At 61.0% G+C, this 7940-nt stretch carries 6 protein-coding genes and 3 pseudogenes; 8 read left to right on the forward strand and 1 reads right to left on the reverse strand.

Going from position 1 to position 7940, the window contains the following annotated elements; translation table 11 throughout:
• Positions 1–10 precede the first annotated feature (10 nt).
• The 8 genes and pseudogenes from E4P82_RS13700 to E4P82_RS13735 form a co-directional block, all read left to right on the forward strand.
• Positions 11–244: a cbb3-type cytochrome oxidase subunit 3 gene (locus E4P82_RS13700; protein ID WP_169249410.1), complete on the forward strand. Its 234-nt coding sequence runs from the start codon at positions 11–13 to the stop codon at positions 242–244.
• A pseudogene (gene ccoP / locus E4P82_RS13705) lies at positions 237–1194 on the forward strand (cytochrome-c oxidase, cbb3-type subunit III). Before E4P82_RS13700 ends, ccoP begins: the two are co-directional and overlap by 8 nt.
• Positions 1195–1400: 206 nt before the next feature.
• Positions 1401–2822, forward strand: a complete 1422-nt coding sequence (gene ccoG, locus E4P82_RS13710; RefSeq protein ID WP_169249411.1) for a cytochrome c oxidase accessory protein CcoG — start codon at positions 1401–1403, stop codon at positions 2820–2822.
• Positions 2819–3613 carry a FixH family protein gene (locus tag E4P82_RS13715; RefSeq protein WP_169249412.1) on the forward strand — a complete coding sequence of 265 codons (795 nt, stop codon included), beginning with the start codon at positions 2819–2821 and terminating at the stop codon, positions 3611–3613. The genes ccoG and E4P82_RS13715 overlap by 4 nt, the downstream gene beginning before the upstream one ends.
• Before the next feature lie 59 nt (positions 3614–3672).
• On the forward strand, positions 3673–6135 hold the full coding sequence (locus tag E4P82_RS13720) for a heavy metal translocating P-type ATPase (protein ID WP_246327587.1): 2463 nt from the start codon (positions 3673–3675) through the stop codon (positions 6133–6135).
• A gap of 16 nt (positions 6136–6151) precedes the next feature.
• Positions 6152–6358 carry a cbb3-type cytochrome oxidase assembly protein CcoS gene (ccoS, locus tag E4P82_RS13725; protein ID WP_169249414.1) on the forward strand — a complete coding sequence of 69 codons (207 nt, stop codon included), beginning with the start codon at positions 6152–6154 and terminating at the stop codon, positions 6356–6358.
• Between the two features lie 313 nt (positions 6359–6671).
• A pseudogene (locus E4P82_RS13730) lies at positions 6672–6992 on the forward strand (DUF1016 N-terminal domain-containing protein); the annotation flags it as partial.
• Positions 6993–7056: 64 nt separating this feature from the next.
• Positions 7057–7613: pseudogene (locus E4P82_RS13735) on the forward strand (IS5 family transposase); the annotation flags it as partial.
• A gap of 21 nt (positions 7614–7634) precedes the next feature.
• Here E4P82_RS13735 and E4P82_RS13740 read toward each other — a convergent pair.
• Positions 7635–7940 (reverse strand): transposase (locus E4P82_RS13740; protein ID WP_169249415.1); only part of this gene is annotated, 306 nt, incomplete at its 5' end.

Raw genomic sequence — 7940 nt, forward strand, 5'->3', positions numbered from 1 at the left:
CCTCTGCCTGATGTTTGACTGGCTGATGTGGTTTACTCACATGGAGAATTCCAAGCCACTGGCGTTGGTGCTGTTTTTCGGGGCCTTCTGCGGCATCCTGATTTATGTTTTCACGGGCAAGCGCCGCGCCAAACGGTTGGAATCCTACAAGTACATTCCGCTTGACGATGACGATCCGCCGCGGCACAGCACAGCACAGGCCGGGTACCATTCCCAATCCCGTAAGGTGATGGACAATGAGTGACAATACCCCCAATGTACAACAACAATCCAGCGCGGTGCAGACGACGGGTCATGCCTGGGACGGCGACCTGCAAGAGTATAACAACCCGCTGCCTCGTTGGTGGTTGTGGTCTTTTTTACGCGAGCGCGGTGTTTGCGGTTCTGTATTGGTTCATCTATCCATCCTGGCCGGTGGGAGATACTTGGATCAAGGGTTTCGGCACGGTGAATTACGCCGTGACCGATAAGGCGAGCGGCAAGGAAGAAGAACGCGAATATCGCTGGAACACCCGCGCCCTATTGCTGGAAGATCTGGGCGACGCCACCAATGACCCGCAGCGCAAGGAGATGTTGGCGAAAGTGCAGGCGGCCAGCTACGACCAGATCGTCAAGGACCCCAAGATGATGGAGTTCGTCCGCTCGGTCGGCAAGGGTCTGTTCGGCGACAACTGCGCGGCCTGTCACGGTCGCGGCGGCCAAGGCGTGGTCGGCATGTATCCGAATCTGACCGACGACGACTGGCTGTGGGGCGGCGGCATGGATCAGATCCACGAGACTCTGGTGCAGGGTCGCAGGGGTTTCATGCCCGCGTTTGGAGCCGTGCTCAAACCCGATCAACTGGACGATGTCGCCGAGTACGTGCTGACTCTGTCGGGTGAGACGCAGCCGAGCGCGGCGTCCGAGCGTGGCCAAGCGATCTTTCAGGGTCAGGTCGGCGGTTGCTACTACTGCCACGGTGCTGACGCCAAGGGTCTCCAGTCGCAGGGCGCGGCCAATCTGACCGACAAGATCTGGGCCATCGCCGATGTCCCGGCGCAAAAGTCCGTGCAGGACAAAAAAGCGGCGATCAAGAACTTCGTCGCCAAGGGCGTCAACAATACCCGCATCATGCCGGCGTGGAAGGATCGCCTGTCCCCGACCGATATCAAATTGATCGCGGTTTACGTGCATCAGTTGGGCGGCGCCCAGTAAGGCATCGCGGCGGATAACGCGACATCGATCGAAACTCACCCCCCACGCTGGGGGGTGAAGCGTTTATGGCCCCGGCTTTTTGCCGGCATCCCGATTTTTCCTCGCACCGTTGCGAGCCGCCATGGTTGATGGATCGCAATGACGCTGGGCTTTGGAAGCGGTCAACATCATCGTTTGCGCCGTTTCAACCGTCAGTTGGGTGGACCATGTCCGAAGAGAGCATCTCGCTTTATCAAAAGCGTATTCAAATCTATCCGCGCTCCGTCAAGGGACGTTTCCGCAATCTCAAAACTGGGATTCTGGTTCTGGCGTATGTCGTTTATTACCTGTTGCCCTGGTTGCGCTGGGAACGGCCGAACGCACCGAATCAGGCGATCTTGTACGATTTGCCGGGGCGGCATTTCTACATTTTCGATCTGGTCATCCAGGTCCAGGATATTTTCTGGCTGGCCGGGGTGCTGATCATTTTCGCGATCCTGCTGTTTTTCGTGACCGGCATCGCTGGTCGGGTTTGGTGCGGCTATTTCTGTTTTCAGACTTTGTGGACCGACTTGTTCATGATGGTCGAGCAATGGGTGCAGGGGGAACGCCCGGCGCGGATGCGGTTGGACAAGGGACCGTGGAACCGTGAAAAGCTGGTGAAGAAGGGCCTCACCTACGGTTTATGGCTGCTGATCGCGTTCTGGACCGGTTTGACCTTTACCATGTATTGGGTCGACGCGCCGACGCTGGTGGTCGACATGCTGCTGGGACATGCGCCCTACGCGGCCTATTTCACCACCTGCTTTTTGGCGCTGACTACCTTCGTCATGGCTGGGTTGGCGCGCGAACAGGTTTGTACCTACATGTGCCCCTACGCGCGGTTCCAGAGCGCCATGTTCGATCACGATACCCTGATCGTCTCCTATGACGAACGGCGGGGTGAGGGCACTCAGGGTCGGACCAAGCTGGGCAAGGGTCTGAAAACCCGCGAGGAGCGGCAGGCGCAAGGGGTGGGTGACTGCATCGATTGCGGCTACTGCGTTCAGGTTTGTCCCGTGGGTATCGATATTCGCAAGGGGCTGCAATATCAATGTATTTCCTGCGCGCTGTGTGTCGATGCCTGCGACACCATCATGGACAATCTGAAATGGCCGCGCGGTCTGGTGCTCTATACCTCCGAGAATGCGCTGAACGGCAAGAAGACACGTTTGGTCAAACCCAAGTCCATCGGTTACGGGGTGATCCTGACGGCGGCGACCAGCCTGCTGATCTGGAGCGTGCTCACTCGCGCGCCCTACACCGGCACGGTGGAGCAGATTCGCCAGCCGCTGTACACCCAGATGTCGGACGGTGGTATTCGCAACAGTTACGAGATCAAACTGAACAACAAACTGACGGCACCGATGACCGTCGGTATCCGTATCGAAGGGTTGGCCGGCGCGACTCTGAACATGGATGGCATGGAACGGATCGAATTGGAACCGCAGGAGCGCATCAAGCTGCTGGCACGGGTCCAGATTCCGCCGGTCGGAGGAAACGGCTCGCCTGGTGACCAGGTGACCTTCGTTATCGAACCATTGATGGGTGTGCAAGCCGAACCCATCCGGCGGCAAGTGCCGTTTTATATCCCGGAAGGCGGTCGATGAGCCATCTGTTGCTCAGCCTTGCGGTTGGCGTGGGGTTGATCGTGCTCGCCAACCTTGGACTGGTCCGTTTTGCGCGCTGGAATGCAAAGCAGGCCGCCGCCGTGGTGGCCCTGACCACGGTGGGCCTGTACGTGCCCTACGGCATCATTCGTTGGCCGGGCGGCGATGTATTCGCGATCCATCTGGGGATTTACCTGCTCGCTTCCCTGGCTTGCGGGATGCTGCTCGGTGCCCGCGCCGACGACCGGGGTCTGCACTGGGGGCCGGCGACCCTCACCGGGTTTTTCATTTTCGTGGCGGTGACGGGCGCAGTGTTCGTTTCGGTCGCCGAACGTGGACTCAATCCCACGCTCTGGAGTTGGCTGTTTCCCGAGCCCAGCGACCAGCGGGAGGTCACTTCGATGTTTCCCGGGGTGATCGCGCGCGATTTTCATAAGAAGGAAGCGCTGTACAATCAATACTTGCAGCAAGTCGAGCGCCAGCGGCAACGCGGCTGGCAAGTGCACAAGGGTTGGTTGAACGAGCCGATCGTCGGCCAAGCCGCGCTGTTCCGGGCTACGGTGCAAACCCGCGATGGCGCACCGGTCACCGGCGCAACCGTGGACGGGCAGTTTCTGCGGCCTTCCACCAGTACACTGGATGTGGATTTCAACCTGACCGAAACCGCGCCGGGCGTTTATGAAGCGCCGGTGAGCTTGCCGGTCGCCGGCCACTGGAATTTGGTGCTGCAAATCCGCAAGGGAGAGGAGTTGCACGAAATCCAAGCCAACACTCGGGTGGAGGATCGCTAGCTCAGTCTGCTTCGTCGCCCGTCGTCTTGTCCCGCATAACGACCCGAATGGCCGCCCCGATGTCCGTAACCGCCGAGTCGCTGGCGCCAAGTCGCTCCACCGAAACTGAAACCGCCTGCTTCCACTGCGGTTTGCCGGTGCCGCCGGGCGCGTCGTATGCCGTGGTGATCGATGGCCACCGCCGGCCGATGTGTTGTCACGGCTGTGAGGCGGTGGCGGAGGCCATCGTGGCCGCCGGTTTGACCGACTTCTACCATCATCGCACCACGCTCTCCCGCCGCCCGGAAGATCTCATTCCCGAGGCGTTGCGCGGTTTGGAATTGTACGACCGACCGGATCTGCAAAAGAGTTTCGTCCGCGTCGACGGCGAGCATACCCGCGAGGCCGCGCTGATTCTGGAGGGTATCGTCTGCGCCGCCTGCGTCTGGCTCAACGAACGCCATGTCAACGCCTTGCCCGGCGTACTGGAGTTTCGAATCAATTACTCTACCCACCGCGCCCGGCTGTGCTGGGACGAGCGCCAGATCAAACTCAGTCAGATTCTGGAAGCCATCGCCGCCATCGGCTACGTTGCCCATCCTTTCGATCCCAGCCGGCAGGAGGCCTTGCAGAAACGCGAACGCGCCGTGGCCCTGCGGCGGCTGGCCGTGGCCGGGTTGGGTGCGATGCAGGTGATGATGTTGGCGGTGGGCCTGTACGTCGGCGAATACCAAGGAATGGAAGTCTGGATTCGCGATTTTTTGCGCTGGATTTGCCTGGTCTTGGCGGTGCCGGTGGTGGCTTACTCCGCGCAGCCGTTTTTCGCTGCCGCTTGGCGCGACCTGCGCCGCCGGCAACTCGGCATGGACGTACCGGTATCGCTGGCGGTGCTCGCCGCCTTCGTCGCCAGCATCTGGCACACCTGGCAAGGGGCTGGCGAGGTCTACTACGACTCGGTCACGATGTTCGTGTTCTTTCTGCTGACTGGCCGATTTCTGGAAATGACCGCCCGGCATCGAGCCGGACAGATTTCCGAGGCGCTGGTGCGGATGCTGCCGGCCAGCGCCATCCGGTTGGATGCCGATGGCGTCGAGCAGGTGGTGCCGGTCGCGGAACTGGCGCCCGGCGATCGGGTGCTGGTGCGGCCGGGAGAAACCATTCCAGCCGACGGGCGGGTGGAGGAGGGGGCCAGCAGCGTGGACGAATCGCTGTTGACCGGCGAGAGTCTGCCGCTGTCTCGCCGCCGGGGTGACGCGCTGATCGGCGGCGCGCTCAACGTGGAAAGCCCGCTGGTGATGCGGGTCGTGAAAGTCGGCGCCGAGACCGTGCTGTCGGCCATCGTCCGCTTGCTGGATCGCGCGCAGAGCGAGAAACCGCGGTTGGCCCTGCTGGCCGACCGCATCGCCGCCTGGTTCGTCGCCGCGCTGCTGGGAGTGGCGGCGGTGGTGTGGCTGGTCTGGTGGTCGCTGAGCGATTTCGATACCGCGTTTCGCATTACCCTGTCGGTGCTGGTGGTCACTTGTCCCTGTGCTCTGTCCTTGGCCACCCCGACCGCCATCGTGGCCGCGACCGGCGCATTGACCCGCTTGGGCGTGCTGACGACTCGCGGGCATGCGTTGGAAACGCTGGCGCGGGCCACGTCGGTAATTTTCGACAAGACCGGCACCTTGACTTACGGCCGGCCGCAAGTGGCGGCAGTAGAGCCGGAAAGCGGCCTGGAGGCGCGGCGCTGTCTGGCGCTGGCGGCGGCGTTGGAGCGCGGTTCCGAACATCCGGTCGGTCGCGCCCTGGCGGAAGCCGCCGGCGCCGCCGTTCCGATCACCACGGAACTGCGCAACAGTCCGGGCGACGGGGTCGAGGGCTGGATCGAGGGCCGACGCTACCGGGTGGGTCGTGCCGAGTTTGCCGCTGCATTGGGCGGCGCGGCGGTCACCGAGCGCACCGATCTCGACGCCGCCAGCACTTGGGTGGTACTGGGCGACGAGACGGGACTATTGGCCTGGTTCCAGTTGACCGATACCTTGCGGCCCGGCGCGGCGGCGGCGGTGGCGGACTTGCAAACACGCGGGTTGCGGGTGCTGCTGCTGAGCGGCGACCGATCAGAAGCGGTGACCCATGTCGCCCGCAAGCTTGGCATCGCCGAGGCGACGGGCGGGCTTTCTCCTCAAGATAAACTGGAACGGTTGCGGGAGTTGCAACGCCAAGGCGCGGTGGTGGCGATGGTGGGCGACGGCGTCAATGATACCCCGGTGTTGGCGGCGGCCCAGGTATCGCTGGCGATGGGCAGCGGTACGCAACTGGCGCATGCCACGGCGGATATGGTTTTGCTGTCGGAACGACTCGAACATCTGGTGCGTGGCGTGGATACGGCGCGGCGCACCCTGACGATCATGCGGGAGAATTTCGCCTGGGCGATCGGGTACAATCTGATCGCATTGCCGCTGGCGGCCGGCGGCTGGCTGACGCCCTGGATGTCGGCGCTGGGCATGTCGTTCAGTTCGCTGCTGGTGGTGGTGAACGCGCTGCGGCTCCGGCAATCCTGAGAGGAGGATGGCGGTCATGCGAATCCTGTATCTGTTGATTCCGATGGCGCTGGGGGTGATCGGCGTGGCGTTGTGGGCCTTTTTGTGGGCGGTCCGAACCGGGCAGTTCGACGATCTGGAAGGACCGGCCCACCGCATCCTGATGGACGACGACGACCCACGCATCCCTCAGTATGGTCGACGGCCAGATGATAATAAATCATTGAATGATAGAGAGAATTGATTTAATATTTCAATAGAAACCGCAAGGAGAACAACGATGTTTACCTTTCAGAACTTCCCGCTCGTCATCATCATCGCGCTACTGATCGCCGCTTGGCTGAGCTTTCTGTCGGTCGTGCCCTGGAGCACCTTGTTCTAAGCTTTCCACGATTTTCCCCTGGACGGCTCGCCGCGCGAGCCGTTCGGATAAGCCGTAAAACTGCCGCCTTTCTCCTCGCCGGGTCAGGCGGTTTTTTATTTAAGGCATGAAATGCCGTTTCGGCGGGAGCAAATGTGCGTGCCTATCACGCGTGCGGACAATCGGGAGATTCAGCATGAGCGTCCAGCCGCCCGCTGACTTCTCCGAAATCGCCCAGCTCATCGCCGCCGCTAAACAGCGCGCGGTGCAGGCGGTCAATACCACGCTGATCGAATTGTATTGGCAGATCGGCGAACGCATCAGCCGCAGGATCGCCGCCTCGGAATGGGGCGATGGCGTGGTGGAGCAACTGGCGCGCTATCTGGCGCAAACCCAGCCGGGGCTGCGCGGCTTCACTCGCGCCAACCTGTTCAGGATGCGGCAGTTCTACGAGGCTTATCCCGATTGGGAATTTGTCTCACCGCTGGTGAGACAATTACCGTGGACGCATCACCTCAGAGCCTGTTTACGATCTGTTAAGCAGTTATTGCTTCAAAGGCTTTCCATGAAGGAGGCCCCCCATGCACCAGCCCTATCCCAGCGATGTGTCACGGAAACAGTTTGAGAAGGTGCGGCCGTTTCTGGAGAAGGCGCGGAAGCGGACGAAGCCCTGTACGCTTGATTTGTATGAGGTTTTCTGTGCTGTTCTGTATGTCCTGAAGAGCGGCTGCCAGTGGCGGATGCTTCCCTCCGATTTTCCCCGATGGCAGAGCTGCTATGCGTATTTCCGCAAGTGGAGCGAGAGCCGCGACGACCAACTCAGCCTGCTGGAGCAGGCCTTAAAAAAAATGTGGTTGGCGCGGTGCGACAGAGCCTTGGTCGGCAGCCGAAGACAAGCTTCGGCATCGCTGATGCCCAAAGCGTCAGGAACACGGACACGGCTGAAAAGAAGGGCTATGACGCGGGCAAGAAAGTCTCCGGGATCAAGCGTCATATCGTCGTTGACACCAACGGGTTGCCCCATGCGATTGAGGTCACCACGGCGGACGTCACGGACCGGGCCGGAGCCTTGCAAGCCATCTCCCGCTACAAGGATAACTTGTCAGACATGGAGAATGTGCTGGTTGATGGAGGTTATAGCTAAACAAAGTAATAGTGATCATATTTTATTGGAACGAAAGAGTTCATCAACGGAACAGTGAGTTTGTTTGCGGATGGCTTTGGCCTGAGCCCACTTGTGCTCAATGGGGTTGAGGTCGGGCGAATAAGGCGGGAGATATTCGAGGGTGTGGCCGGCTTGGCGGAGGGCGTTTTGAACGTCGGCGCGTTTGTGGAAAGTGGCGTTGTCCAGGACGATCACGGCGGCGGGGGGAAGTTGCGGCAAGAGGACGTGGCGAATCCAGGCGAGAAAGACGTCCGCGTTGACGCTGGATTCGAACAAGCCGACGGCGATCAGCCACGAGCC

The sequence above is a fragment of the Candidatus Competibacter phosphatis genome, assembly GCF_012939995.1.
Classification (GTDB): Bacteria; Pseudomonadota; Gammaproteobacteria; order Competibacterales; family Competibacteraceae; genus Competibacter; species Competibacter phosphatis.

What these genes read in the sequence shown, in the direction of transcription:
- ccoS (WP_169249414.1), top strand. Translation starts at nt 6,152, where the DNA reads ATGCGAATCCTGTATCTGTTGATTCCGATGGCGCTGGGGGTGATCGGC.
- E4P82_RS13720 (WP_246327587.1), top strand. Translation starts at nt 3,673, where the DNA reads ATGTCCGTAACCGCCGAGTCGCTGGCGCCAAGTCGCTCCACCGAAACT.
- E4P82_RS13715 (WP_169249412.1), top strand. Translation starts at nt 2,819, where the DNA reads ATGAGCCATCTGTTGCTCAGCCTTGCGGTTGGCGTGGGGTTGATCGTG.
- E4P82_RS13700 (WP_169249410.1), top strand. Translation starts at nt 11, where the DNA reads ATGTTTGACTGGCTGATGTGGTTTACTCACATGGAGAATTCCAAGCCA.
- ccoG (WP_169249411.1), top strand. Translation starts at nt 1,401, where the DNA reads ATGTCCGAAGAGAGCATCTCGCTTTATCAAAAGCGTATTCAAATCTAT.